Source organism: uncultured Alsobacter sp. (assembly GCF_945952055.1).
Classification (GTDB): Bacteria; Pseudomonadota; Alphaproteobacteria; order Rhizobiales; family Beijerinckiaceae; genus Alsobacter.
Window position 1 is genome coordinate 89,286 of record NZ_CAMFHB010000003.1, and the last position, 23,535, is coordinate 112,820.

At 68.5% G+C, this 23,535-nt stretch carries 20 protein-coding genes, 1 tRNA gene and 2 pseudogenes; 10 read left to right on the forward strand and 13 right to left on the reverse strand.

Annotation, left to right across the window (positions count from 1 at the left end; translation table 11 throughout):
• Positions 1-19: 19 nt before the first annotated feature.
• Positions 20-2,194, reverse strand: coding sequence for a UDP-forming cellulose synthase catalytic subunit (gene bcsA / locus Q0Q47_RS03255; protein WP_293854326.1), 2,175 nt, complete (start codon positions 2,192-2,194; stop codon positions 20-22).
• 322 nt (positions 2,195-2,516) lie between these two features.
• On the opposite strand from bcsA, the gene Q0Q47_RS03260 reads away from it, so the two are divergent.
• Together Q0Q47_RS03260 and Q0Q47_RS03265 are read left to right on the forward strand one after the other, a co-directional pair.
• Positions 2,517-3,050, forward strand: coding sequence for a thiamine pyrophosphate-binding protein (locus tag Q0Q47_RS03260; RefSeq protein WP_293854330.1), 534 nt, complete (start codon positions 2,517-2,519; stop codon positions 3,048-3,050).
• A gap of 4 nt (positions 3,051-3,054) precedes the next feature.
• Complete coding sequence (locus Q0Q47_RS03265; RefSeq protein ID WP_293854332.1) at positions 3,055-3,648, forward strand: thiamine pyrophosphate-dependent enzyme; 594 nt, start codon at positions 3,055-3,057, stop codon at positions 3,646-3,648.
• Positions 3,649-3,680: 32 nt separating this feature from the next.
• Here Q0Q47_RS03265 and Q0Q47_RS03270 read toward each other — a convergent pair whose 3' ends face one another.
• Positions 3,681-4,274, reverse strand: coding sequence for a septation protein IspZ (locus tag Q0Q47_RS03270; RefSeq protein ID WP_293854335.1), 594 nt, complete (start codon positions 4,272-4,274; stop codon positions 3,681-3,683).
• 167 nt (positions 4,275-4,441) lie between these two features.
• Between Q0Q47_RS03270 and Q0Q47_RS03275 the strand changes: the two genes are divergently transcribed.
• The 5 genes and pseudogenes from Q0Q47_RS03275 (at position 4,442) to Q0Q47_RS03295 (ending at position 9,373) form a co-directional block, all read left to right on the forward strand.
• The gene (locus Q0Q47_RS03275) at positions 4,442-5,548 is read left to right on the forward strand and encodes an alpha/beta hydrolase (protein WP_293854338.1); all 1,107 of its coding nucleotides are present in this window, start codon (positions 4,442-4,444) and stop codon (positions 5,546-5,548) included.
• A gap of 186 nt (positions 5,549-5,734) precedes the next feature.
• Positions 5,735-5,989 carry a helix-turn-helix transcriptional regulator gene (locus tag Q0Q47_RS03280; RefSeq protein ID WP_293854340.1) on the forward strand — a complete coding sequence of 85 codons (255 nt, stop codon included), beginning with the start codon at positions 5,735-5,737 and terminating at the stop codon, positions 5,987-5,989.
• Complete coding sequence (locus Q0Q47_RS03285; protein WP_293854343.1) at positions 5,989-7,317, forward strand: type II toxin-antitoxin system HipA family toxin; 1,329 nt, start codon at positions 5,989-5,991, stop codon at positions 7,315-7,317. The genes Q0Q47_RS03280 and Q0Q47_RS03285 overlap by 1 nt, the downstream gene beginning before the upstream one ends.
• 326 nt (positions 7,318-7,643) lie before the next feature.
• Positions 7,644-8,698, forward strand: a pseudogene (locus tag Q0Q47_RS03290) (IS256 family transposase).
• Positions 8,699-9,010: 312 nt separating this feature from the next.
• Positions 9,011-9,373: a hypothetical protein gene (locus Q0Q47_RS03295; RefSeq protein ID WP_293854346.1), complete on the forward strand. Its 363-nt coding sequence runs from the start codon at positions 9,011-9,013 to the stop codon at positions 9,371-9,373.
• A gap of 29 nt (positions 9,374-9,402) precedes the next feature.
• On the opposite strand, the gene Q0Q47_RS03300 is transcribed toward Q0Q47_RS03295, so the two are convergent.
• The 3 genes from Q0Q47_RS03300 to Q0Q47_RS03310 form a co-directional block, all read right to left on the reverse strand.
• Entirely contained in the window at positions 9,403-9,633 is a 231-nt protein-coding gene (locus tag Q0Q47_RS03300) for a hypothetical protein (protein WP_293854348.1), read from the reverse strand.
• Positions 9,634-9,808: 175 nt separating this feature from the next.
• Positions 9,809-9,885 (reverse strand) — tRNA-Arg (locus Q0Q47_RS03305).
• Positions 9,886-10,109: 224 nt separating this feature from the next.
• Positions 10,110-11,075, reverse strand: a complete 966-nt coding sequence (locus tag Q0Q47_RS03310) for an ABC transporter substrate-binding protein (protein ID WP_293854351.1) — start codon at positions 11,073-11,075, stop codon at positions 10,110-10,112.
• A gap of 294 nt (positions 11,076-11,369) precedes the next feature.
• On the opposite strand from Q0Q47_RS03310, the pseudogene Q0Q47_RS03315 reads away from it, so the two are divergent.
• Positions 11,370-12,134, forward strand: a pseudogene (locus Q0Q47_RS03315) (glycerophosphodiester phosphodiesterase).
• 151 nt (positions 12,135-12,285) lie between these two features.
• On the opposite strand, the gene Q0Q47_RS03320 reads toward Q0Q47_RS03315, so the two are convergent.
• The 5 genes from Q0Q47_RS03320 to Q0Q47_RS03340 form a co-directional block, all read right to left on the reverse strand.
• Positions 12,286-13,944, reverse strand: coding sequence for a TRAP transporter large permease subunit (locus Q0Q47_RS03320; protein WP_293854354.1), 1,659 nt, complete (start codon positions 13,942-13,944; stop codon positions 12,286-12,288).
• 25 nt (positions 13,945-13,969) lie between these two features.
• The gene (locus Q0Q47_RS03325; RefSeq protein WP_293854358.1) at positions 13,970-14,503 is read right to left on the reverse strand and encodes a TRAP transporter small permease subunit; all 534 of its coding nucleotides are present in this window, start codon (positions 14,501-14,503) and stop codon (positions 13,970-13,972) included.
• 107 nt (positions 14,504-14,610) lie between these two features.
• On the reverse strand, positions 14,611-15,744 hold the full coding sequence (locus Q0Q47_RS03330; protein ID WP_293854361.1) for a TRAP transporter substrate-binding protein: 1,134 nt from the start codon (positions 15,742-15,744) through the stop codon (positions 14,611-14,613).
• 418 nt (positions 15,745-16,162) lie between these two features.
• Positions 16,163-17,389 (reverse strand): FAD-dependent oxidoreductase, encoded by a 1,227-nt coding sequence (locus Q0Q47_RS03335; RefSeq protein ID WP_293854364.1) that lies wholly within the window; start codon positions 17,387-17,389, stop codon positions 16,163-16,165.
• Positions 17,390-17,476: 87 nt separating this feature from the next.
• Positions 17,477-18,400 (reverse strand): LysR family transcriptional regulator, encoded by a 924-nt coding sequence (locus Q0Q47_RS03340; protein WP_293854366.1) that lies wholly within the window; start codon positions 18,398-18,400, stop codon positions 17,477-17,479.
• Positions 18,401-18,523: 123 nt separating this feature from the next.
• Between Q0Q47_RS03340 and Q0Q47_RS03345 the strand changes: the two genes are divergently transcribed.
• On the forward strand, positions 18,524-19,915 hold the full coding sequence (locus Q0Q47_RS03345; protein ID WP_293854369.1) for an MFS transporter: 1,392 nt from the start codon (positions 18,524-18,526) through the stop codon (positions 19,913-19,915).
• Positions 19,916-19,921: 6 nt separating this feature from the next.
• On the opposite strand, the gene Q0Q47_RS03350 is transcribed toward Q0Q47_RS03345, so the two are convergent.
• The 3 genes from Q0Q47_RS03350 to Q0Q47_RS03360 all read right to left on the reverse strand — a co-directional run bounded on the left by Q0Q47_RS03350 (position 19,922) and on the right by Q0Q47_RS03360 (position 22,558).
• Positions 19,922-20,335, reverse strand: a complete 414-nt coding sequence (locus Q0Q47_RS03350; protein WP_293854371.1) for a hypothetical protein — start codon at positions 20,333-20,335, stop codon at positions 19,922-19,924.
• Positions 20,336-20,407: 72 nt separating this feature from the next.
• The gene (locus Q0Q47_RS03355; protein WP_293854374.1) at positions 20,408-21,955 is read right to left on the reverse strand and encodes a 5'-nucleotidase C-terminal domain-containing protein; all 1,548 of its coding nucleotides are present in this window, start codon (positions 21,953-21,955) and stop codon (positions 20,408-20,410) included.
• A 153-nt stretch (positions 21,956-22,108) separates the two neighbouring features.
• Complete coding sequence (locus Q0Q47_RS03360) at positions 22,109-22,558, reverse strand: cupin domain-containing protein (protein ID WP_293854377.1); 450 nt, start codon at positions 22,556-22,558, stop codon at positions 22,109-22,111.
• 179 nt (positions 22,559-22,737) lie between these two features.
• On the opposite strand from Q0Q47_RS03360, the gene Q0Q47_RS03365 reads away from it, so the two are divergent.
• Positions 22,738-23,526: a hypothetical protein gene (locus Q0Q47_RS03365; protein WP_293854379.1), complete on the forward strand. Its 789-nt coding sequence runs from the start codon at positions 22,738-22,740 to the stop codon at positions 23,524-23,526.
• Positions 23,527-23,535 lie beyond the last annotated feature (9 nt).

A 23,535-nucleotide genomic window follows, 5' to 3' on the forward strand; every position in this document is an offset into this window, starting at 1 on the left:
AGCGACAAGGGGAGGGGGCTCACGCCCCTCCCGGTCCCGGGCCCGTTGCCGGCCGGCGAAACACGGCGAAGTAGAGACCGCGCGTCAGGTAGGTGATGCTCCAGGCGAAGACTTCAGCCGTTCCGACCAGGAGGCTGCGCACGCGCTGGCGTCCCAGGCGGATCCGGCTCAGCAGGCCGAGATCGCCGTACATGAGTTCCGCAATGAGCCGCGTGCCCTCGGTGTTGAGCTCCGTGAAGCTCCATCCGTAGATGCGCTGCGTGCTGTCGCCCTGAGCATTGACGACGATGCCGTGGAAGATCGCGGGCGGACGGCCGCCGCGCGTCTCGATGGTCAGTTCGCAGGCCTTGCGCAGCGGGAGAGCCGTCTGGCTCGCGGCCGGCAGAAGCTTGAGACCGCCCATCGACGCCTCCCGGATGATGACGGGGACGGTGGTGGTGCCGCTGACCAGCGATCCGCGCCATTCGATCGGCAGGCGCTGCGCCCGGCGCCGCTCGCGCCGTTCGCAGACGACGCCAAGGGCCACGGCCGCGATCACGAGGTTCAGCAGGTTCCAGATGCTGACGATCACCAGCATGCCACGTGCCTCGGTCTCGGCGTTGAACCGCATCACGCCGATCGCCAGTGCCAGCAGCAGGACGCCGACGACCGCGAAATAGGGCCACGCCAGTTCGGACAGACTGTCTTCCTCCGTCGTCACGCCCTTGGCGGTGACGTTGAAGACCGGCCGGCGCGGGTTGCGGATCACGCTGACGATGGCGGGCAGGAGGTAAATCGTCTGAACGTACTCGTAAAGTTCCGACACCCACGGCCAGCGGAACTGGCCGTAGTTGTAATTCTGCATGATGAGCGATGCTGCGAGATAGCTGATCGTGTAGGCGCAGAATTCCTCGAGTGTCGAGTTGTAGATCTGCAGGTCGAAGAACAGGTACATCAGCGGCGCGAGCAGGAAGATCGTGCGCGGCAGTGGGAATAGCCAGAACATCGAGCTCGAGAGGTAGCAGATCCGCTGGGCCATTGTGAGGCCCGCGTGGAACAGCGGGTTCTTGAGGATCAGGATCTGGAGCATGCCGCGGCACCAGCGCGAGCGCTGGCCGATGAAGGCGGCGAAGGTTTCCGGTTGCAGGCCCGCCACCAGCGGCGTGTCCACGTAGAGGCTGTGCCAGCCGCGGGAGTGCAGTTCCAGTGCCGTCTCGCAGTCTTCGGTAATGGACGCTCCGGAGAAGCCGCCCGCCTCCTCCAGCGCGGTGCGACGCAGGAGGGCCGCCGAGCCGCAGAAGAACGCCGCGTTCCACTTGTCCAGGCCCTTCTGGATCATGCCGTAGAACATCTCGTTCTCGGACGGCATGCGTTTGAAGGTGCCCAGGTTGCGCTCGATCGGGTCGGGGTTCAGGAACTGGTGAGGCGTCTGCACCAGGAAAAGGCGATCGTCGGTGCTGAAGTGGCCTACCGTGAGCTGCAGGAAGTTGCGGGCGGGCGCGTGGTCGGCGTCGAACACGGCGATCAGCTCGCCCTTCGAGTGGCCGAGCGCGTGCGTAAGGTTGCCGGCCTTGGCCTGCTCGTTGAACGGCCGCGTCAGGTAGACGGCGCCGAGCTCCGCGCACAGGTCCTGAAGGTCGCGGCGCCGTTCCGCGGCCTTCTCCGACACGTCCGGATCGGGATCGTTGACCTTCTGGTCCGTGCCGCCGTCGTCGAGCAGGTAGACCGTGAGCTTGTCCGCCGGGTAGATCATCGCCTTGGCCGATGCCAGCGTGGCGATGAGAATGTCCTTGGGCTCGTTGTAGGTCGGGATGAAGACGTCCACCGTGGGGGCGTCTTCGGGCGACAGGAGCGGCGCCTTTCGGCGCGTCACCGGCCCGGCGATGACGAACAGGTTGATGAACAGGAACATCACGCAAAACATCTCGGCGCCGTAGAGGATGACGCCCGGGATGAAGTTCTCGAGTTCGGCAGACGAGGGGATCGTGCTCGTGGTGCGCCAGTAGACGTAGCGGACGATCAGGATGCCCGCGATGACGTAGAAGAGATGGCGCCAGTAACCCTGCAGTCGCAGCAGCCTGATCCCGATCATCGCTGCGACGCCGGCGATGCCGATGGCGGCCTGGGATGCGGCGCTGAGTGGTTGTGCAGCGACGGCGAGGAGAACGACGGCGAGCGCGAGCGTCGTCGCGAGCCTGATAGCCCCAACTTGCATGGTTCTGACCACTCAACTTTAGGTTGTTGTTGCATCCGAGGATTGCAGCCTTTGAATATGAATAGAGGCGTAGCAGAGCAAGCTCTGCTGCAGCGCATCGTTAATGCAATCAATCTGCTAAATTCGATTCATCTTCTGGCGATGCAAACTGCCGCTTTTGGCGCCATTTATTACTGTTCTCAGGGCGTTGCGCCGGATGATTGGGCAGGCCTCCTGCGCGCTCGCAAATGGCGGAGGAGCACCGGATGGACCGAAGCGGCCTGGGCTCGACTTCCCCCGTTGCGCGGTTCAAAGATGCTGTCGGGCGGACCGGGAGGGCGGCGTGACGGCACAGACTGCGGAGCGACGGGATGAGGACTGGCCGGAGGAGCTTCACCGCGTCCTGAAGGCGGCCGGCGTGCGGCACATGTCCTACGTGCCGGATGCGGGCCATGCCGCGCTGATCCGCCTGCTGTCCGCGGATCCCGAGGTGACCGCGACGGTCCTGACCACCGAGGAGGAGGGCATCGCCGTCGCCGCCGGCGCGTGGCTCGGAGGCGGACGCTCGGTGGTGCTGATGCAGTCCAGCGGCGTCGGAAACTGCATCAACATGCTGTCCCTGCCGGCGATGGGCCGGTTCCCGCTGCTCATGCTCGTGACCATGCGCGGGGAGTGGGCCGAGTTCAACCCGTGGCAGGTGCCGATGAGCCGCGCCACGCAGCCGACGCTCGAGGCGATGGGCGTCACCGTGATGCGGGCCGAGACCGCACGGGACCTGGTCGAGTCGGTGGAGTCGGCTGCCGCGCTCGCCTTCACGGCCGACCAGCAGGTCGCCGTTCTGATCGGACAGCGGCTGCTCGGCCGCAAGGTGTGGTGACGCGATGACGACGACAGAGCCCCAGCTTGCCCGCCGCGACGTCGTCGCCGCTCTGCTGCGCGACCGCGGCGACATGCTTGTCGTCACGGGTCTCGGTTCGCCGGCCTACGACGTCCATGCGGCCGGCGACCACGACGGCAACTTCTACCTGTGGGGCGCGATGGGTGGCGCGGCGCTGATGGGGCTCGGACTCGCGCAGGCGCGTCCCGACCGCCGCGTGCTCGTGGTGACGGGCGACGGCGAGCAGTTGATGGGCATGGGTGGGCTGGCCACCATCGGTGCGGGGGGACCGCGCAACCTCGCGATCGCCGTCATCGACAACCAGCACTTCGGCGAAACCGGCATGCAGGCGAGCCACACCGGGCGCGGGGTGGACCTGGCAGGCGTCGCGACGGCCTGCGGCTTCGCGTCCGCCGTGACCGTGTCGGACGCGGCCGGCCTGGCGCAGGTCTGCGAGGCGCTGGCCCGCCCGGCGGACGGGCCGCGTCTGGCGGTGATCAAGGTGCGGTCGGTGAACCCGCCGCGTTCGCTCCCGATCCGCGACGCCGTGGCCCTCAAGACGCGGTTCCGGGCGGCGCTGGGGTTGGCGCCGAACTGAGACGGGCGAACGTCGCCCGCCTGCGCCGCGGCTCAGCGGGCGTCCTTCAGCAGGGCCTCGCGGTCGGCCGCGGGCATGGCGCGCAGGCGCCGCCTGACGGTCAGCCGCAGCGCGCCAAACCCGGCCAGGAACAGGATCGCCTTGCTGGCGAATCCGAAGGCCGGCATCACCAGCGCCCATGTCGGGACATTGAAGGCGAGCGCGACGGCGCCGTTGACGGCGGCCGAGACGAACATCAGCCCCGACCAGGCATAACCGACCGCGATGGCGATGTCGGGCGCGACCCGCCGTGCGATGGCGGGCAGGTAGCGCAGGAGCCATCCTCGCTTGAGCATCACCACGCCGATGGCCGCGTAGACCACGGTGGGCTTGGCCAGGATGAAGCGAGGATCGTCCGTGAGGAGGGTGCCGGCCGCCGCGGCCAGCACGACGACGAGGCTCAGCCATTCCAGGGACTGCACGGGCCTGCCGCGCAACAGCTGGAACGCGATCTGCGCGAGGCCGACCGCCGTGCCGGCGAGCGCGGCGAGGACGGTGTTGCCGGTGGCGGCGAACAGCACCGCGAAGACGAGCGTGGCGGCGAGGTCCTGGAGAAGAAAGGAGAGCGCCTGCAGGAAAGGGGTCATGGAAAATGATCGTCTGAAATGTCGTCGTGTCCATACCGTGCCGGCCGCTGCCCCGCCAGTGCCTTGCGCGAAGCCCGGCGATGCCGTCATCGTTGCCGGGGGCCAGGACGATCGCGGCCCGTCGTGGTTGCCAGACGGGCGCGTGCCCTGCCGGCGGGGAGATGACGATGCGCAGGCTGGGACGATGGGCGCTCTCGCGCCGTGGGCTGCTGCTGGGCTCTGCGACGATGGGGCTGCTGCCCGGCGTCGTCGATCCACGCTCCCTCGGCGCCGCCGCCCAGTCGACCGGAGGCGGCGTGGTGCCGGGCGCGCGCGAGATCCCTGCCCGGCCGCTGCCGGTGCCGGACACGGTGAGCCAGGCGCTGAAGCCCGCCGTCGCCGCGCCGCTGCCGGCGGGCTGGGATCGCGTGCCCTCCGACGCCGCCGGCTGGAGGGCGCTCGCCGAGGCCAGCGGCGCCCATGCCGGGCCGGCTCTCGAGGCCGTCCGGACGCGGCTCGGCGTCACTCTCGAACGGACCGTGCTCGGCGGGGTGCCGGTGTTCGTCTCCACGCCGACCGACATGCCGGAGGCCCGTCGCGGCCGCGTCCTCATGCATCTGCACGGCGGCGGATACGTGCTCTACCCCGGCGAGGTCGGGGCCGGGGAGGGCATGATGATGGCCGGTTATGGCCGGTATACCGTCGTGTCGGTGGACTACCGCATGGCGCCCGACCACCCGTTCCCCGCGGCGCTGGACGATGCCATCGCCGTGTGGACCGCGTTGCTGGCCACCAACCGGCCGGAGCGGATGGCGATCTTCGGCACCTCGGCCGGCGGCGGCCTCACGCTCGCGACGCTGCTGCGCGCCCGGCAGCAGGGTCTTCCCCTGCCGGCCGCCATCGCGCCGGGCAGCCCCTGGGCCGACCTGACGCGGACGGGCGACACGCTCTTCGCCAACGCGCTCGTCGACAACGTGCTGGGGTCCATGGACGGCTGGGTCGGAGCGGCGGCCCTGCTCTACGCCGGCGGGCGGGACCTGCGCGATCCCCTGATCTCGCCGATCAACGGGGACTTCTCGGGCTTCCCGCCGGCCATCCTGACCTCGGGGACGCGCGATCTCCTGCTGAGCGACACCGTGCGGACGCATCGCAAGCTGCGTCAGGCGGGCGTGGAAGCAGCGCTGCAGGTGTTCGAGGCGCAAAGCCACGCCCAGTTCCTGAAGCCCTTCACCCCGGAAACCGAGGAGGCTTTCGCCGAGATCGCCCGTTTCCTCGAGCGGCATCTCGCCGGCTGAGTCTGCCCCTGCGGCACTCGCCCTGTGGCCGGCCGTGGCGATCCGGCTCGTGCCGTGCAGTCGCGCTTCATACGCGCTCGCGTATAACCTGCTTTAATACGCGTATGCGTATAATTCGATTTCATACGCAAATTCGTATATTGAAGCTTTATACGTGATCGCGTATATGATCGCCAGGAGGCGCCCATGACCGATCCCATCGTCCGCACCGAAAAGCAGCTTGGCGCCGTCCTGCGCCGCGTCCGCAAGCAGCGGGGTCTGACGCAGGGCGGACTGGGCGACCGCATTCATCTTCGCCAGGCGACGGTGTCCCGGCTCGAGGCCGGGGAGCCCGCGATCCAGCTGCGCACGCTCATGGCCGCCCTGGCGGCCCTCGACCTCGAACTCGTCGTCAGGCCCCGCAGCCAGGGCGGCCCCGCCGACATCGAGGCGCTTTTCTGATGGCCCGCCGGCCGACCCATGCGCCTCTGAACGTGTTCCTGAACGGCCGCCCCGTCGGCGTCCTGCGTCGCGAGACGAGCGGCGCGATCGATTTCCGGTACGGGTCCGACTGGCTCGAGTGGCCCAGCGCCTTTCCGGTGTCGCTCTCCCTGCCTCTGCGCGAGGACCGCTATGTCGGGGCCCCGGTCATCAATGTGTTCGACAACCTGCTGCCGGACAGCGATCCGATCCGAAGGCGCATCGCGGAGCGGGTCGGCGCGGCTGGTACCGATGCCTACAGCCTGCTGACCGCGCTCGGCCACGACTGCGTCGGTGCCCTGCAGTTCCTGCCCGACGGCGTCGATCCCGGCCCCGCCGGTGGCGTCGAGGGCAACCCGGTGACCGACGAGGAGATCGCCGACATCATCAGGAACCTCGCGACGGCCCCGCTGGGCATGGGCGAGGACGAGGACTTCCGCATCTCGATCGCCGGGGCGCAGGAAAAGACCGCCCTGCTGCGCAAGGACGGCCGGTGGTTCAAGCCCCTGGGGACCAGTGCCACCACCCACATCCTCAAGCCGCAGATCGGCCAGCTCCCCAACGGCGTCGACCTCTCCGACAGCGTCGAGAACGAGTACCTGTGCCTGAAGCTGCTCGCCGCGTTCGGCGTGCCGACGGCCCAGGTGGAGATCGCGGATTTCGGCGGGCGCCGCACACTGCTGGTCGAGCGCTTCGACCGCCTGTGGACCCGGGACGGGCGCCTGCTGCGGCTGCCGCAGGAGGATACGTGCCAGGCCCTGTCGGTCCCGCCGACGCGGAAATACCAGGCCGACGGTGGCCCCGGCCTGCGCGAGATCGTCGATCTCTTGAGGGGCAGCGACAGGCCCGATGCCGACATCACGACGTTCATGCGCGCCAACGTCATCTTCTGGCTGCTCGCCGCGACGGACGGCCACGCCAAGAACTTCAGCGTGTTCCTGGGGGCAGGCGGGCGCTTCCGCATGACGCCCCTCTACGACGTGCTGACGGCCCAGCCGAGCCTCGACGCCGACCAGATCCCCCGCAGAAGGTTCAAGCTCGCCATGTCCGTGGGCGACAACCGCCACTATGCCATCCACGAGATCGTGCCCCGCCACTTCCTGCAAACGGCGGACAAGGCGGGTGTCGGCACCCCGGCCATGATCGGCATCTTCGAGGAGATCGCGGCGAGCGCCGTCCGGCAGGCGGAGTCCGTCGTCGCGGCGCTGCCCGGGGGCTTCCCCGCGCAGCTCGTGGACTCCACGCTGGCTGGGCTGGCAGACCGCACGCGGCTGATCGAAGCTTTACTGGTAGGCGGCGTGGACGCCTGACACCTCGCGAGCAGCCACGTCTGGCGAGGAGTGCACGGCCCGACCCTTACGCCCACCGTCAACTTGTCAAACAATGCCCGGTTCACGCCTCGCGCCGTGCGCTATACCGCGTGGCGCAATGGCCCAAGCCGCGGGATCTCAGGTGTCAGCCGTGTGGCCGCCCGCGACCAGGCCCGGCCTGCGGTCCAAGCGCCTGGTTCGTTCTACGACGCTCACGTCGGTCATGTCTCCTGGAGTGGTGTAGGAGCGGGCCGCCGCTGAGGTGTTCATCGCCGGTCTTCGGCTAGGGTTCGGTTGCGAAGCTGAACCTGATGCAGGTGACGACGATGACCGACGACAGGATGGCCCTGATTGAGCTGATCGAGAAGGGGGCGGACAGCGATCTTGTCCGCGAGCTGTTGGCCTTTGCGGCCGACCGCATGATGGAACTGGAGGTCGAGGCGAGGACCGGTGCGCTAGCGGGGGTCCGCAGCCCAGATCGCCTGACGCAGAGGAACGGCTATCGCGATCGGGCCTAGGAGACACGGGCCGGTCGCATTGACCTGGCGATCCCGAAGCTGCGCAAGGGCTCCTACCTGTCGACGTTCCTGGAGCCGCGACGCACGGCGGAGAAGGCACTCACGGCGGTCATACAGGAGGCCTACGTGCACGGGATCTCGACACGGGCGATCGACGACCTCGTCAAGGCGATGGGAGGCTCCGGCATCTCGAAGAGCCAGGTCAGCCGGCTTTGCGAAGAGATCGACAAGCGCGTGAACGCCTTCCTGTCTCCTCCCATCGAAGGAGCCTGGCCCTACCTGCGGATCGTCTCGGTTGGCGTGATAGTCGCCGTCGGCGTGAACACGGACGTGCTCCGCGAGTACCTTGGTGTTGCCACCCGCGCTTCGGAGGGTGAGCCCTTCTGGAATGCCTTTCTGCGCTCCCTTGGCCGACAAGGGGCCTGCGTGGCGTGAAGCTTGTCGTGGCCGACGACCACAAGGATCTGCGGGCAGCTGCGGCGAAGGTGTTCAGCGCCACCCACCAGAGGTGCCGCGTGCACCGGCTGCGCAACGCTCTCGCCGCTGTGCCGCCCAAGCAGCGACCGGCGGCGGTCGCCATGCTGAAGACGATCTTCGCCCAGAACACGGCAGAGGCTGCTCACGCGCAATGGCGTCAGGTGGCCGATGCCCTGCGCGAACGGTTCCCCAAGCTCGGCGAACTGATGGACGGCGCACGTGACGACGTGCTGGACTACATGACGTTCCCACGCGATCACTGGGCACAGATCGCCTCGACCAACCCGCTCGACGAGTGGGCCGTCAGCCGCCGTTACATGAGTCTGGAGTCCCTCGCCGCACTGAGCGATGATCCCATTCTCAGGTTGTCCGCCGTGGCTGCCTGATCAACCCTCGGGCCCTGCCGAGGGCCGGTGCTCGTGCACCACTCCAGGGGACACGACCTGTCATCGCGGATGGCATCTCGGTCTATGCCGCCCGGTGCAATCTTGCCCACGACCTGGCTCCGACAGTTCGCCGGATTTTCGGTATTCTACGCAAGAGGGGGGCTCAGGGACATCAGTGCCAGCTATCCACGGATTTGTGGCGATCCCGCTGATGGTCGACATGCGGGCCGCTGCTACCCTCTAACGAGGCGAGATTCGCCTGGCGTCCCGTTGTGGGAGCGTCACCCTCGATTCCGAACAAAGGGGTTGCAGATGAGAATCGACGAGCGCGTCATGGCGCGCAAATGGTGCCCATTCGCACGCATCATACCCGACAACGCTCCCGGCAAGGCCGCGGTCAACCGGGACATAGACGGCACCGCGGCGGCGGGGACGAAATGCCTGACCACCGAATGCGCCGCGTGGCAGCGACTGTCAGTGGCACGAGGAATGGAGTACGCGCAGGGCACGGCGAGCGCAGAGCCAGAACGCCCGAGCCGAGTTGCGCAGAACTGGATCTGGGTTCCGCCAAGTGACGGCGGCTATGGTGTTAGAGGGGTCTGGATGGAGCCTGAAGAGGAATTCAAGAACCGGCACGAGGGGCGCTGTCGGCTAATGAGCGACGCCAAGGAGTGATGTGATGAGGCGTTCTTCGGGGCGCCTTTTCACTTCCGATCGCCAGCGGTCCAACGCCGCGCCCATAGCCGCTGAATCACGATCGACGCCAGAGCTAGGAGTATCGGGACGAGGAAAAGACCGCCGATGGCCGCCTGCTTGGTCTCGGCTTGAGCTTCCATGTCCCCTTCGGTGAGCGGCACGGCGTCCACGATTCGCGGCGCGTGAACTCCGGGCGGTACAGGCCCAAGCGGGTCCTTCCCCTCAACGAAAATCGTCATGACGCAATCTCATGCCGGCAATGGTCTGAGACTGCCAGCCGGACGGCGCTATTCGCAACCAACCAGCTGGCGAATGAGTGCCATCCAGCCGCCCTTGTCCGCCGGCGTACGCAAGCGCTTATTTGACGCATACTGGACGATTTGGATCGCCTGCCAGTTGAACCGTTGAAAAAATTGGCGCACCCGACACGATTCGAACGTGTGACCTTTGCCTTCGGAGGGCAACGCTCTATCCAGCTGAGCTACGGGTGCATGCTTGTGGCAAGCCCGCTTTGTCTAGCCGATTGCGACGGCGCGGGCAATGGTGGGTGTGGGGGAAGCTTCGTGGCAGGCGCGTGCCGCGGCGACCGTCAGACATCGAAGCGTGTCGGGTGCGCCACTAAAGACGCGTGGAACCGCTCTGTGGTCTGCGGAGATGAACCACCGAGGGAGAGGCCAAAGCGACTTCGAGCCGCACTGCTCCTCCACTTGGAACCTTACTCGATCACATCATCCGCTCTGGCGAGCAGGCCCGGTGGGACCGACATGCCGATCTTGGCCGCCGCCTCGATGTTGATGACGAGCTCGAAGATGGTCGGTTGCTGGATCGGGATGCTTGCCGGGCTGCCGCCACCGAAGATGAGCGCGAACATCGGGGCGAGGACGTTGCGTGCCAGCTTGGGCAAGTCGGGTCCGTAGCCGATGAGACCTCCCTCGCGGGCGGTGGACGGCCATTGGTGCATGACAGGCACCGACCAGTCCCGGCCGAGTTCGCTGAGGCGGTGGCGGCCGCCGAACAAAATGGCCGAGGAGAGCTGGATGATGCCGTCGACGCCGGCGTCCTTCAGCCGCATGAACGACGGTTCCACACCCGCCACGTCTTCCGTCCAGGCCACGTCGAGCTTGAGACCACGCTTGCCTGCGAAGAGGCGCAAGGCTTCCACGTCGGCTTCGGTTGAGGAGATCGGATCGGCCAGAACGCCGAACGTCCTGCCTTGCGGCAGGAGGTCGGACAGTAGCTCGACACGCTTCCGGTCCAGTTCCGGAGACAGCAGGCTGATGCCCGTCACATTGCCTCCGGGTGCGTTCAGGGACGCCGCAAACCCCGATTTGACGAGATCTCCCGCCAGCGCAACGATTGGGATGTTCCGCGTCACGCGTTGAGCCGCGACGACGGTGGCGTCGCCGGCGCAGAACATCCCGTCCGCCCTCCAGCCGACAAGGGTTCTCGCGTGGTCCTCCAGCGCGGCGGGCGCGAGGCTGGCGCCACTCGGATCGACAGTCAGATTGTTCCCGTCCACGAACCCCAGCTGGGCGAGGCCGGCAAGAATGTGATCGCACGTCTCTCGCGGCGTGAGCGACATGTATCCGACGCGGTAGATGCGCCCCGGCGCCTGAGCGTTGGCCGAGGTCGTCAGCAAAAGCGCGGTCGAACCGAAAGCCATGACGCGACGATTGAGCATTCCGCGAACCCTTGCCCGGCGGACAACCGGCGCGATGCCAAGGTCATCGGTGGCCCGCCACATGATGCGGCCAGACCCGAGCCAATACAATGAGGTGGCCAGGAGGGACGCGAACCGAGTCGGTTTTCAGGACCGGTCCGGTCATGCGCGGCCCCAAGGTGCCGTGATCCTCGCCGCCGCGCCCATCGTTCCACCGTAACCGCAGCCACTGCATGCCGCGGTGGGTGTGGACGAGGACACGGGGCCGTGCGACCGTTTTGGACAGGCGCGTCTCCTCGTGATGAGGCTGTTCCCATGGCTCTTGCACAGCCCTTCAGGATCATCGCCCACCGGGGCGCGAGCGGCTACGCGCCGGAGAACACGATGGCGGCGTTTCGCCGGGCCGTCGACATGGGGGCCACCGAGGTTTAGACCGACGTCGCCTTCACGCGGGACGGCCGTCTCCTGCTCTTTCACGACGAGACGCTCGACCGCACCAGCAACGCAACGGGCTTGCCCGAGGACTTCACGCTGGCCGAACTCCAGCAACTGGATGCCGGGTCCTGGCACGATCCGAAGCTGTCGTGGGATCGTGACTATGCCGGTGAACGGCTGATCACCCTCGACGACCTGCTGGACACGTTCGGGACATCGCTGACCTACCATCTCGAATTGAAGAAGCCGATGCCGGGCCTGCCGGAGGCCGTCGTCGCGGCGCTCCAGTCGCGTGGGCTGGCGGGACAGGCCTTCCTTTTCTCCATCGAGGATGAGGCCGGCTTGAAACGCGCGAAAGCGCTGGAGCCGCGCCTCAGGATCGCCTGGGCACCCGAGGACCTGCTGCGGACCGATCCGCGCGGTGCCGTCGAGCGCTGCGCCGACAACGGCTTCTCGATGATCACGCTCAATGCGAGGAACCAGTCCCGCGACATCGTCGACCTGGCACACGGCCTGGGCCTCGAAGCGCGCAGTTCCGGCATCGCGAGCCGGGAGGACATGATCGCGGCCGCGGAGCTGGGCTGCAACGGCATGACGATCAACTGGCCGGACTGGCTCATCGACTACGTGCGCTCGTTCGACTGACCGTCCATCGATCGAGGGTGGCTTGCTGTTTGCCGGCCATGGGCAACAGCCGGTGGCCTCTTGCAGCATGCGGAGTGCCGGTCCGTGACGGCCCTCGCGCAACCCTGTGGAGGCGCCCGGCATGGCCCCCACAGGCTGTGCTTTTGCGCGATCAGCCCCCGTCCGATTCCGGCTGGTCGCTGTTGAAGGCGGGCGGCGGGGCGCCGTTCTTCTTCTGCGCCTCGGACTGGCGGAAGAGGTAGTTGGGGAGTCCCGTCGCGAGCTTCGGCTGCGCCCAGACCAGCATCACCACCATCACCTGCATGATCACGAAGGGGACGATGCCGCGGTAAATCATCGACGTGGTGATCGAGGGCGGGGCCACCCCTCTGAGGTAGAACAGCGCGAACCCGAAGGGCGGCGTGAGGAACGAGGTCTGCAGCACCAGGCCGATGAGGACGCCGAGCAGGATCGGGTCGACGTTCATCATGATCAGGATCGGCGCGGTGATCGGCACCGTGATGAAGATGATCTCGAAGGTGTCGAGGAAGAAGCCGAGGACGAACATGATGGTCATCACCAGCATCACCGCGCCCGTCTGACCGCCCGGCATGGTCGCCAGGAAGCCGCGGACGAGGTCCTCGCCGCCCATGCGGGTGAAGACGAGGGCGAAGGCCGAGGCGCCGAGGAGGATGACGAACACCATGGAGGTGATGGTCATCGTTCCTTTTGAGCTCTCGAACAGCGTCTCGAAGAAGTCGCGTCGCAGCTCCGCCGAGGCGACGACCGGCACCATTGCGGCAACGATCATCACGAGCAGCATCGTGAGCAGGCCGAAGGCGCCGCCGAGCCACACGATCACGCCGATCAGCGCCAGGAACCCGATCCAGAAGAAGAAGAGGTTCTTCTCCAGGTCCGCCGGCGAGTGCCCCTTCAGATAGCGGTCGGCCAGGAGCTTGATGATGGCGAGCAGCAGCGCGCCCATCGAGCCCACCGAGGCGGATTCGGTGGGGGTCGCCACGCCAGCGATGATGGAGCCGAGCACGGCGACGATCAGCGCGAGCGGCGGAATGAGGGCCACCACGACGCGGCGGCCGAGGCCCGCGCGCTCCTCGGCGGTCATGACCAGGGCGGGCGCGCACTTGGGGTCGACCGCGGCCCGGAAGATGACCCACAGCGCGTAGATCACCGCAAGTCCGATGCCGGGGATGAAGGCCCCGGCGAAGAGGTCGCCGACCGACACGGTGTCGGGCGCGAAGTTGCCCTTGGCGAGCTGGGCGGCGGCATTGGCGCCCTGGAGGATGTCGGCGACGAAGATCAGCACCGTCGAGGGCGGAACGATTTGGCCGAGCGTTCCCGCCGCGCAGATGACGCCGGTGGCGAGCTTGGGATCGTAGCCCGCGCGCATCATCGCCGGCAGCGCGAGGAGGCCCATGGCGACGACCGTCGCGCCGACGACGCCCGTGGAAGCGGCCAGCAGCGTGCCGACGATGACGACAGAGATGCCGAGACCGCCCCGGATGGAGCCGAAGAGCTGTCCCATGGTGGTGAGCAGTACTTCTGCGATCTTCGAGCGTTCGAGCACGACGCCCATGAAGATGAACAGCGGCACGGCGATCAGGACCGGGTTGGTGATGACGCCGAAGAAGCGCGACGCCAGGCCCTGGAACAGGGCGGGGTCGAAGGCGCCGATCCACCAGCCCAGCAGGCCGAACATCACGGCGAGGCCGCCGAGCGTCCAGGCCACGATGTAGCCGAACATCAGGACGACGAGGATGGTGACGAAGAAGAGGGCGGCCAGAACCTGGCCGGCAATGGCGGGATCCCACATGGCGATCGTCGTCCTTCGGGCGTGGTCAGTGGGAGGCTTTGCCGGCGAACTCTTCGCGGCCGCCGAGGACGAGCAGGGAGCGTCCGATCATCGCGCAACCCTGCAGCACGATCAGGCCGACGAAGATCACGAGCGTGCCCTTGAGCAGCCACCAGGCCGGCAGGCCGCCGGGATTCGGGGATCCCTCGCCGGTGACGAAAGCGCTCCAGAAGTGGCGCCAGAAGGCCCAGCCGACGACGGCCATGAACGGAAAGAGGAACAGGATGGTACCGGCCATGTCGAGCTGGGCGCGCCGGCGTGGGGACATCCTGGCGTAGAAGATGTCGACCCGGACGAAGCCGCCGGTCATCATCGTGTAGGCGCCGCCGAGCACGATGGCCGCCGCGTGCTGCCAGACATAGGCTTCCTGGAGCCAGGTGAAATTGGTGTTCAGCGCATAGCGCAGGTAGACGGTCGCGAAGCAGACCAGCACCGTGCCGAGCGCCAGCCAGGCGACGGCCTTGCCGACCCAGCCGTTGAGCGTCTCGACGCCATGGACGAAGGACTCGATGGACTTCATGCTTCAACCCGGAGATCAGGACGTGACGCGCGTCGAGGACCGGCGGACCCGAGGGAAGCTTCGGGCCCGCCGTCCGTCTCCGGCTCAATGGGGATGGGCCGGATCGCTCAGGCGACCGGGAACTTGAACTGCAACGTGCGGGCGTTGAGGAAAGCCTGCTCGTTGAAGCGCAGGAACCGCATGGTGTTGTCGCGCGCTGCGAGATAGCTCTTCAGCGTGCGCTTCATGTGGTCGTCGCCCGTGTCCATCATCTCCTGGACGAGCTGGCCTGAGGCGTTGCCGAGCCCGGCGAGGACGTCGTTGTTGAGACGCAGGAACCGGACATTGTGCTGCGTGCGCAGCACTTCCATCGTACGACCCGAGCCGATGTCGTAGTCGACCTTCATGTCCTCGTGCATCCACTGCGACGCGATGCGGATGATCATCTGGAGGTCCTTCGGCAGGGCCTCGTACTTCTTGCGGTTGACCATCAGCTGCATCATGCCGCCGGGCTCCTGGACGCCGGGTCCATAGGAGATCTTCGCGACCTGGTGGAAGCCGAGCGCGAGGTCGTTCAGCGGGCCGATGAATTCGGCCGCGTCGATCGCTCCCGATTGCAGCGCCGAGAAGATCTCGCCCGCGGGCAGCAGGACCGCCGAGCCGCCGACGCGCTTGAGGAGCTCGCCGCCGAGCCCCGGGATGCGCATCTTGAGGCCCTTGAAGTCCTCCATGCTGTTGATCTCCTTCTTGAACCAGCCGAACGACTGCGCCGCCGTCTGGCCCGCCGGGAAGGAGATGATCCCAAATTTCTGGTTGAGCTCATCCCAGAGCTGCCAGCCGCCGCCATGGTACACCCAGGCAGCCTGCTCCTGCGCGGTCATGCCGAACGGCACCGCGAAGAACACGGAGAACGCCGGGCTCTTGCCGTGGTGATAGAACGACGCGTCGTGGCCCAGGTCGGCGGTGCCGTCCATGACGGCGTCCATGCACTTGAGCGCGGGCACGAGTTCGCCGGCGGCGAAGAACTTGATCTTGATGCGGTTGCCGGACATGTCCTCGATGGTCTTGGCAAGCCGCTCGGCGCCGGTGCCGGCGCCCGGCAGGCCCTTCGGCCACGAGGACACCATGCGAAGCTCGATGGTGCCGCTGGCGAGTGCCGGCTTGGCCAGCGTCGAGGCCGCGGCGGCGCCGATCAGCGCGGAGCCGGCGAGAAACTTGCGGCGACCGAGCTTGCCCGGATCGTTCCTGGTATCGCGAGACATGAATCCTCCTGACGATCTGGTTGTTTGAAAACAGAGGCGAGCGACACCCTCAGACATGCACTGAATGCATGTCAGGCGTGCGTCTTGAGCAGAGATGGCGTGGCTCAGTTTTCGGTCAAGGGACTCGAACGCAAAAATTTCATCTTCTCGCCACGCTCGATTTCACGTTTGTATCGAGGGGTTTAGCGACTGCGATGACGCTGCGTTGTGGGGGCGCTACGTGGGCGATCAGAGCGCGAACGTTCCCGGCGACGAGGCCTCATTCGGCTGGCGAGACCCCGGCGCCGGGGGCCCGAAAAATCGTCCCACCGCGCCCCATGAGGGTCCGCGCGGCGTGACCGATGAGATCGGCCTCTTCGACATCCCTGGCGAGGGCACGGCCAGCGGGCCACTCCGCTGCCCTGCGGGGCAGCGGTCGTCACGCGGTCCCGGATGCGGCCGCGGGGCGTGCCTGGATGATCGGGGCCGCCGCGGCGAACATCGCCTCGCGGGTCGGGGGATCCGGCGGGTAGATGCGTGAGCCGTTGATCGTCCGCTTGACGCCCTTGGCCTTGTCGCCCGTGGCGACGATCGTGTCCCGGTCCCACCCCGACGTGTAGAGCGCGCCTTGGGGGCCGAGGTCGAGCACGGTGACGTAGTCGGGCGCGGAGAAGGCCACGCGCTCGTCGGGACGCCCCAGGAGGTCGCAGGCGGCGTTGTGCCCGGCGATGCGTCCCATGGGCCGGGCGTGCTGGCACGACATCAGCGTGCGGTGCCCGGCATCGTCCGCCAGCGCGCTGGCGCAATCGCCCGCCGCGTGCACCGCCGCGAGGCCCTCGACCGCGAGGAAGCGATCCACGCTCAGGCGACCCTGCCGGTCGCACGGCACGCCGAGCGTGGCCGCGATCGGACTGGCGCGCATGCCCGTGGCCAGGACGACCGTCGACGCGACGATCCGGCTGCCGTCGCCGAGCGTGACGCCGTCGGGGTCGATCGAGGCCACAGGCGTGTGCGACAGGATCTCGACCCCGCAGGCGGCAAGGGCCTCGCGGACGCGCGGCGCGCCTTGTCCCATCCAGGACCCCGCCTCGCCGCGGTCGATCAGGACCACGCGGATGGCTCCGGCACCCGGGAACAGCGCCTGAAGGCGGCCGGGCAGTTCGCAGGCGATCTCTATGCCGACCGAGCCGCCACCCACCACGACGGCCGTGCGCGCGCTCCCGGTCGCGGCGCCGGCGCCGAGTGCGAGGAGATGGGCGTGGAGCCTCTCGCCGCCGGCAAACGTGTCCACGTCGAAGGTCGGGCCGCGAAGCGGCACGGGCGGGGGCGCGAGCGCGCTCCCGGTGGCGAGCACCAGTTGCCCGTAGGGCAGGGGCGTCGGGGACCCCGAGAGGGTGACGGTGCGACCGGCGGGATCGATGCCGACGACCTCGGCCGGCGCGTGCCGCACGCCGATGGGATCGAGCAACGAGGCCAGGGGGATGCGGACCGGGGCGAGGTCGGCCTCGTAGCAACGCACGCGGATCGTGTGGAAGGCCGAAGGATCGACGAGGACGATGTCGAGGGTCTCGGCGGATCGCCCTGCGAGGTCCCGCGCCCGCGCCGCGGCTGCGGCCGCCCACAAGCCGGCGAACCCGCCCCCTGCAACGACGATGCGATCGACCATCGAACCCTCCCGCTGTCGGACCATAGCCGAGGTGAAGGCCGATGACGACGCCCGCTGTCGGCGCGTCCCGGCCTCGCGGGCCAGTGGTCAGGCCTTCCCCCGCGCCGCCCGGCCCGGTGCCTTGGATCCGCACACGTCCAGGACGAGGCCGCGAAGCCAGCGATGGGGCGGATCGGCCTCCATGCGCGGGTGCCAGATCAGCGAGACGGTGATCTCGGGCACGGGAAACGGCAGCGCGAAGGCATGCATGCCGGTTCGAAGCCCCTCCGTATGCCGCGCCGGGACGGTGGCGACGAGGTCGGTTTGGCGGGCGATGCCGATGGCTTCGGCAAAGCCGCCGACGATGGCGGCCGATGCGCGCCCGAGGCCGATGTCCTCGAGGGCGCGGTCGACCGGCCCCTTCTCCCGGCCGCGCCGCCAGACGACGACATGCCGGGCCGCGACGTATCGGTCGCGGTCGCAGGCGCTGCCGGCCAAGGGATGTCCGGCGCGGACCACGCCGACGAAGCGGTCGCGGAACAGGGCGTGGGCGCGCAGCTCCGGCCCGCTCGTGGCGCGCAGGATCCCGGTCTCCAGGTCCACGGACCCGTCACGGAGCCGGTCGTTGTCCCGCTCGTCCTTCGGCAGGAAGCGAAGGCCGACGCCGGGCGCCTGCGTTTCGATACGGCGCAGGAGCGCCGGGCCGAACGTCTCGACGAAGCCCTCGCTGGTCCTGATCGTGAAGGTGCGCGACAGCCCGGCGAGATCGAGCGCCACGGAGGGGCGCAGCACCGCCTCGGCCTCCTCCACCAGCCGCCGCACCTGCTCCCGCAGGGCCAGCGCGCGGGGCGTTGGCACGAGGTCCCGGCCGGCGCGCACGAGCAGGGGATCGCCCATGGCGACCCGCAGCCGGGCGAGCGCGCGGCTCATGGCGGATGGGCTCAGCCGGAGCCGGCGTGCCGCGCCGGCGACGCTGCCCTCCTCGAGCAGGACGTCGAGAGTCGTGAGCTGGCTGAGGTCCGGCCTGGCCATCGCGTGATCCCCCACGTCTATGTATGGCGTTGGATGCACTGATTCAATGCAACCGTTGCGCCTTCCGCCATGTCTGCATGGGGCCGATGGTGATCTCCAGTCCGTCGTCCTGGAGGTCTTCCGATGCCATTCCCCTTCGCACGCCCTGCCGCGGGTTCCGCGCACGGAGGCTTCGCCGCGCTGGCCGCGGCGACCCTCCTGGCCTCGCTCGGAACCAGCAGCGCCAACGTCACCCTGCCCGCCGTGGCGGACGACCTGGGCGCGTCCTTCGGGGCCGTCCAGTGGATCGTCCTGTCCTACCTCGTCGCCATGACGGCGCTCGCCGTCATCGTCGGACGCCTGGCCGACAGGGTCGGGCAGCGCCGCGTCCTCGTGCTGGGCCTGCTGCTGTTTGCCGGAGCGTCGCTGGCGGGCGGATGCGCGCCGGGTCTCGCGATCCTGGTCGCCGCACGGGCGGCCCAAGGGGCAGGGGCCGCGGCCATGATCGCCGTGTCGCTCGCCCTGGTCCCGCAGGTGTCGCGTCCCGAGCGCCTCGGGTCGACCATGGGCCTCATCGGGACGATGTCGGCCATCGGCACCGCGCTGGGCCCGGCGGTCGGCGGCGTGCTGGTCGCCGCGCTGGGCTGGCGGGGCGTCCTCCTGGCCCAGGCGCCGATCGGGGCGGCGGTCGCCCTGGGTGCCTGGACCCTGCTTCCCCGGGGCCGGGCCGTCTCGCCGTCGGCCCACGCCCGCTTCGACTGGCCGGGCGCCATCGTGCTGGCGGTCGCACTCTCCGCCTTTGCGCTCGCCATGACCGGGGGGCGTGGCGCCTCCGGCCCGGTGACGGCGGGACTGGCGGCAGTGGCCGTCGCGGCCACCGTCGTGCTCCTGCGCATCGAACGGCGTGCGCCCGTGCCGGTCGTGCCCCTGGCCTCGTTGCGCGACGGGGTCCTGCGTGCGGGCTACGCGGCGTCCGCCGTGGTGTCGAGCGTGGTCATGGCGACCCTCGTCGTCGGTCCGTTCCACCTGTCGGCCGTCCTCGGCCTCGATGCCGCCGCCACGGGCCTCGCCATGTCGTGCGGACCCATCGTCTCGGCGCTGGCGGGCGTGCCGGCCGGTCGCCTCGTCGACCGCTTCGGCGGCCATCGGGTCGCGCCCGCCGGTCTCGCCGGGATGGTCGCCGCCGCCGCGTCGCTGGCGGTCGTTCCGGCGGGGCTCGGTGTTGCCGGCTACGTGGTGCCGCTCGTGGTCCTGACGGCGGGCTATGCGCTGTTCCAGGCCGCCAACACCACGACGGTGATGCGCGCCGCCGACGCCGAAGGGCGCGGTGCGGTGTCGGGGATGCTGAGCCTCTCGCGAAACCTCGGCCTGATCACCGGCGCGGCCCTGCTGGGGGCCGTCTACGCCGCCTTCGCGGGAGATCCCGCCGCGGCCGGCACGCCGTCGGAGGCTGGCAGCCATGCCGTGTTCGGCCTCGCGGCGGTCATGCTGGGCGCAACCCTCGCGGTCGTCCGCCGCGCCGCCCCGGCCCGGTAAGGGCGTTCACCGCAGCGGGCGGATGGACTTGATCACCAGCACGCTGCCGGAGGCCCCGCAGGCACCCACCTGCAGGTCGACGCGCGCGCCCTTGGCGAGAAGCTGGTCCAAGCCCTGCCGGATCCATTTGAGATCGGCGGCGCTCATCTGCGCCGCCGGCAATTCGTGCACGTTGGCGTAGCTCTCGGTGCCATCCGCCTCCTCGACGGTGACGCCTGACAGGAGGCCGCGAGGATCGGTCTCCTGCGACACGACCGTACCCGCCACCTTGGCCGGCAGGCATCCGGTCGCACCGCCGAGATTGGTGATCTCGACGACGCGCTGGCGGTCGCGGTCGAGCTTGTAGCGGGGCGCGGCCTTCGCCGTCGCCGGCACCAGAACGGCAAGGGCGAGCAGGGCCGCGATCCACCGCGTCGACATGAGCATCATCCTCGACGTTGCCCTCCGCCCACGCGCCGACGTGAGCGGATCGGAGCGGTTGGGGGCGCAGCGTCACTTCTGGACGATGCGTCCCTCGATCTTGTTCTGGACCGTCCCGAGCTTGCGGACATAGCCCATCACCACGTTGGCCATCAGCGTGCCGTCGGTCTTGCCGATGAGCGTCCGCCCGCGGCCCAGGGACGTGTAGCCGTCGCCCCCGGTGAGCATGAAGTCGTTGGAGGCCACCGTGTACTTCGCCGCCGGATCGAGGGGCTTGCCGTCGATCTCGATCGAGAGGACCCGCGAGCCCACCGGCTGCTTGATGTCCACCGTCGCGGTCATGCCCGAGACCTGCGGGAAGCGACCGGCGCGGGAGTCGATCTGCGACAGGCCGTTCTCGATGGCGTCCTTGATGTCCTTGCCGGTGATCTCGACCATGACCGTCGCGTTGCCGAACGGCAGCTCGGTGAGGACGTCGCGCCGCGTCAGCGTGGCGCCCGACGGATACTGCTTGTTGCCGCGGATGCCGCCGCCGTTGGTGATCGCGACCTGGGCTCCCGTGCTGTCGCGCAGCGCGTCGGCGATCAGGTTGCCGATGACGGCCTCCTGGGAGCGCACGGTCGCGCTGCGGCTGTCGAGGTCGACGGTGGTGACGCCGATCTTCACGTCGAGTTCGCGGGAGAGCTCGGCCTCGTACTTCTTCACGATGGTGAGGGCTTCCGGATCCGGGGTCACCAGGGCGCTGTCGATCGTGCGGAAGCTCGGCCGCCAGGTCACCGTGCGCTTGCCGCCGACATCGGCGATGGTCGCGTAGATGTCGATCGCCGTGACGTGCTCGCCTTCCTCGCCCGACTCCACCATCACCACGCGATTGTCGTAGATGAGCCGGAGATCGTGGTCGTGGCCGCTCAGCAGCACGTCGACCTGGCGCGAACGGAAGATCTCGACGTCACGGGCAAAGTCCGTGTGGGCGACGCAGACGACGATGTCCGCGCCGGCTTCGCGCAGCGCCTTCGACTGCTCGCGGACGGCGGTCATCTCGTCGGAGAACTTGAAGCCGGCGGTCGACGACATCAGGGGCGTCTGTTCCAGCGCCACGCCGAACACGCCCACCCGCAGCGGGCCCAGGTCGAAGATCTTGCGGTCCTCGTGGCCGGGCAGCTGCGTGCCGTCCGCGGAGCGCAGATTGGCGGCCATGAACAGCGCCTTCTGCTCGGACCGCCGCTTCAGGTAGTTCTCCTTGCCGAAATCGAACTCGTGGTTGCCCGGGACGAACACGTCCGGCGCCACGACGTTCAGCAGTTCGACGGTATGCGCGCCCTGGTCGAAGCCCGACATCAGGGACGGCGAGTACATGTCGCCGGCGTGGGCATAGAGCATCGGAACGCCCTTGGCGCGCTCGGCGCGGGCAATCGCGGCCAGGCGGGCGAAGCCTCCGCGGCCACCCACTTCGCTCATCTTGTAGATGTCGTTGACGAGCAGGAGCCGGCAGGTGGGCGTCACGCCCTGGGATGCGGCCTGCGCCAGGGCCTCGTCGGCACTGTCGGCCAGGATCGTGGTCGCGGCCAAGCCGGAGGCTACGGCAATCTGAAAGGCCTGGCGTCGGTTGATGCCGCTCATGTGTGGCTCCATTCGCTGAAACTGAATTGGCTGTCGGCCAACGATATCGTGGGGCGTCTCACCAGCACAAGGCCGCGCTGAAGCGCGCGGCCGCCGCCGCGGCCCGGCGCGCCGGCGGCGGCAGGCCCGGTCTCCGCCGCCGGTTCCGGCGCGTCAGGCGCTGGCTTCGGGCGGCAGGAAGTCGACCTCGTGCTCGGCCGAGAGCTGGATGACCCTGGGGATGTCGGTGAGGTTGTCGAGCGCGTTGAACAAGGCCTCGAGCTTGCGGGCCGGCGACACCCAGAACAGCGCGCGGGCCGGCTTGTCGGACTTGTTGAAATAGCCGTGCGGGATGCCGCGCGGCATGCGCACGAGGTCGCCGGCCTTGGCCTGCGTCCACACGCCGTCGAGCTTCAGGTCCAGGACGCCATCGAGAACCAGGATGAACTCGTCCTGCGTGGGGTGCACGTGCACCGGCACGAACTGGCCGGGATCGCTGTTGGTCTCGAAGGCGAAGGTGCTGTCGCACGTGGCCTTGGGGAAATAGGTCTGGCCGAGGATGTTCCAGGACCTGCCCTGGAAGCCCTCTCCCTCGCGCGTGATGCCCTTGTCGAGTTCGCTCATCGTGCCCTCCCGTCGTTCTGGCCGGCAGCGATCATGCACCGACCGGCGGCCACTTCCAGCACTTTCCGCGCGCGGTTCTCCCTGGGATTCGCCTCACGATTTCTCCACCCCTGCCGGGTTAGCGTGCCGTCGCAGCGTGAGCGCAGCCTTTCCAGGCGCATCGTTCGAGGGCCAGCCGGATGCACGGATTTGCACTCCCCGACTTGCGGGATCACCGCCGGCGCGAGGCCCTGCAGGGCTTTCCGCTGTTGCGCGGTTGCCCGACCACGGAGGCGATCAAGCTGGTCCTCTACATCGACGGCCTGGGCGAGGCCGATCGGCTGGCCTTTGCCGACGACCTGTCGAGCCTGGAGGAACGCCTGGTCGCCCAGCCGCCAGCCAGCAATGCCGAGATCCACGACGTCATTCGCGGCTTTCCCCTGGTCGCCGGATTCCTCGGACCGCGCATGGCCATGGTCGCGCCGCCCCGCAGGGGGCTGGACCTGCGCGTCACCCCGGTGAAGCTTCTCTCCACCATGCTGAAGGACGCGGCGGCCGGCGCCCCCGGTGGTCTTGCCGATCTCTCGGACGACCCGGCGGCGCGTGGCCCGGCAGCGGTGGTCGCGGCAACGCTCGACGAGGTCGTGCCCGTCGAGCCCCGCCGCCTGCGCAGGATCCTCGACGACACCATGGGCCGGGCCTTCGGGGCGACCGGAACCCGCGTCGACAAGGAAACCGTCCGCTACGATGCCGCCCTGCCGGCGGGGAGCGTGCGGGTCGACGTCACCTTCGCGGCGCCTGGCCGATTGCTGCACCAGTTCGACTACCGCTATTCCGCGACGTTCCAGGGGCGCCCGAAGATCTGGATGAGCGCCTACGAGAGCGTCTGGCGCCTCGCGTCGCGGTGGGACTGCGTCACGCAGCTCAATGCCGAGCGCAGCGTCGCGCATCTGGCGTCGCTCGTGGCGGCGTGCATCGACCTCACGTGAGGCGAGGCC

What these genes read in the sequence shown, in the direction of transcription:
- bcsA (WP_293854326.1), bottom strand. Translation starts at nt 2,194, where the DNA reads ATGCAAGTTGGGGCTATCAGGCTCGCGACGACGCTCGCGCTCGCCGTC.
- Q0Q47_RS03265 (WP_293854332.1), top strand. Translation starts at nt 3,055, where the DNA reads ATGACGACGACAGAGCCCCAGCTTGCCCGCCGCGACGTCGTCGCCGCT.
- Q0Q47_RS03270 (WP_293854335.1), bottom strand. Translation starts at nt 4,274, where the DNA reads ATGACCCCTTTCCTGCAGGCGCTCTCCTTTCTTCTCCAGGACCTCGCC.
- Q0Q47_RS03275 (WP_293854338.1), top strand. Translation starts at nt 4,442, where the DNA reads ATGCGCAGGCTGGGACGATGGGCGCTCTCGCGCCGTGGGCTGCTGCTG.
- Q0Q47_RS03280 (WP_293854340.1), top strand. Translation starts at nt 5,735, where the DNA reads ATGACCGATCCCATCGTCCGCACCGAAAAGCAGCTTGGCGCCGTCCTG.
- Q0Q47_RS03285 (WP_293854343.1), top strand. Translation starts at nt 5,989, where the DNA reads ATGGCCCGCCGGCCGACCCATGCGCCTCTGAACGTGTTCCTGAACGGC.
- Q0Q47_RS03295 (WP_293854346.1), top strand. Translation starts at nt 9,011, where the DNA reads ATGAGAATCGACGAGCGCGTCATGGCGCGCAAATGGTGCCCATTCGCA.
- Q0Q47_RS03300 (WP_293854348.1), bottom strand. Translation starts at nt 9,633, where the DNA reads ATGACGATTTTCGTTGAGGGGAAGGACCCGCTTGGGCCTGTACCGCCC.
- Q0Q47_RS03310 (WP_293854351.1), bottom strand. Translation starts at nt 11,075, where the DNA reads ATGCTCAATCGTCGCGTCATGGCTTTCGGTTCGACCGCGCTTTTGCTG.
- Q0Q47_RS03320 (WP_293854354.1), bottom strand. Translation starts at nt 13,944, where the DNA reads ATGTGGGATCCCGCCATTGCCGGCCAGGTTCTGGCCGCCCTCTTCTTC.
- Q0Q47_RS03325 (WP_293854358.1), bottom strand. Translation starts at nt 14,503, where the DNA reads ATGAAGTCCATCGAGTCCTTCGTCCATGGCGTCGAGACGCTCAACGGC.
- Q0Q47_RS03330 (WP_293854361.1), bottom strand. Translation starts at nt 15,744, where the DNA reads ATGTCTCGCGATACCAGGAACGATCCGGGCAAGCTCGGTCGCCGCAAG.
- Q0Q47_RS03335 (WP_293854364.1), bottom strand. Translation starts at nt 17,389, where the DNA reads ATGGTCGATCGCATCGTCGTTGCAGGGGGCGGGTTCGCCGGCTTGTGG.
- Q0Q47_RS03340 (WP_293854366.1), bottom strand. Translation starts at nt 18,400, where the DNA reads ATGGCCAGGCCGGACCTCAGCCAGCTCACGACTCTCGACGTCCTGCTC.
- Q0Q47_RS03345 (WP_293854369.1), top strand. Translation starts at nt 18,524, where the DNA reads ATGCCATTCCCCTTCGCACGCCCTGCCGCGGGTTCCGCGCACGGAGGC.
- Q0Q47_RS03350 (WP_293854371.1), bottom strand. Translation starts at nt 20,335, where the DNA reads ATGTCGACGCGGTGGATCGCGGCCCTGCTCGCCCTTGCCGTTCTGGTG.
- Q0Q47_RS03355 (WP_293854374.1), bottom strand. Translation starts at nt 21,955, where the DNA reads ATGAGCGGCATCAACCGACGCCAGGCCTTTCAGATTGCCGTAGCCTCC.
- Q0Q47_RS03360 (WP_293854377.1), bottom strand. Translation starts at nt 22,558, where the DNA reads ATGAGCGAACTCGACAAGGGCATCACGCGCGAGGGAGAGGGCTTCCAG.
- Q0Q47_RS03365 (WP_293854379.1), top strand. Translation starts at nt 22,738, where the DNA reads ATGCACGGATTTGCACTCCCCGACTTGCGGGATCACCGCCGGCGCGAG.